Raw genomic sequence first — 1,104 nt, forward strand, 5'->3', positions numbered from 1 at the left:
CTTGAATTTACACTTTAAGTGCAACACATAAAAAATGACTCATAATCGATATCCAACTAGAATAGGTTTGTCGAGAACACTACTAGGAGGAAGATAATTATGAGCCAGTATCATCATCTTACCATACTCGAACGAGAAAGAATCTTTCTGCTTCACGAAGAAGGCGTTTCTATTAGGAAAATTGGGAACGACATTCAGCGTAGCCCGTCGACTATTTCACGTGAACTGAGAAGAAACAAGGAGAAAAACTATTCACCTTCCAAAGCAGAAAAAAATTATGCTTCTCGAAGAAAAAAATGCGGACGTCCTCACATTCTAAATGACCCGCGAATTTGGTCAATTGTTCGTCATTTATTTGTCGATTTTCAGTGGTCACCAGAGGAAATCTCTAATCGTTTGAAGCTTGAACATATGGACTTCTCAATCAGTTTTATCACGATCTATCGTGCAATTTATAAGGGGCTTTTCGATACAGAACCACTCTCACACGGCAATAAAGGCCTGATCCGTTCATTACGCCATCGAGGAAAAACAAGACATACAAAAAATCATGTCGAGACTCGTGGGAAGATTCGCATTACTCATTCGATCCATGATCGTCCAAAATCTGCAAATGATAGAAGTGAGTTTGGCCATTGGGAAGCCGATACTGTAGCTGGCAAAACTGGTGGTGCTTGTTTAGTAACTTTAACAGACAGAAAATCACGATTCCTTTTAGCAGGAAAGGCACCCAGAAAGAAAGCCGCTTATGTGAGCGAGAAAATGATCGAACTTTTAGGAAGTATCCCAAATGAGGTGGTCAAAACGATCACTCCAGATAGGGGAAAAGAATTCTCCAAACATTTCGCAGTTACAGAAGCATTGAATAATGTGCCCTTTTATTTTCCAGACCCTCATGCCCCTTGGCAACGAGGAACAAATGAAAATACGAATGGACTCATTCGAGAATACCTGCCAAAATCAAAAGAGATGGACACGGTGGATGACTCAACGATCTATCAGATGGTTGAAAAACTGAATAGCAGACCTAGAAAGTGTTTAGATTGGAGAACACCTTATGAAGTCTTCTTTGATAAAGTGTTGCACTTGATTTGACAATTCAAG

General features: G+C 39.9%; 1 protein-coding gene. It reads left to right on the forward strand.

The genetic code is table 11. The annotated features are described in order from the left end of the window. The first annotated feature begins 99 nt into the window (after positions 1–99). Positions 100–1,095 (forward strand): IS30 family transposase, encoded by a 996-nt coding sequence (locus JZO85_RS22915; RefSeq protein ID WP_207110826.1) that lies wholly within the window; start codon positions 100–102, stop codon positions 1,093–1,095. The last annotated feature ends 9 nt before the right edge of the window (positions 1,096–1,104 follow it).

Source organism: Candidatus Enterococcus murrayae, from assembly GCF_017315985.1.
Lineage (GTDB): Bacteria > Bacillota > Bacilli > Lactobacillales > Enterococcaceae > Enterococcus_A > Enterococcus_A murrayae.

Bases quoted from the DNA above. Each gene is read 5' to 3' on its own strand.
- JZO85_RS22915 (WP_207110826.1), top strand. From the start codon at position 100: ATGAGCCAGTATCATCATCTTACCATACTCGAACGAGAAAGAATCTTT.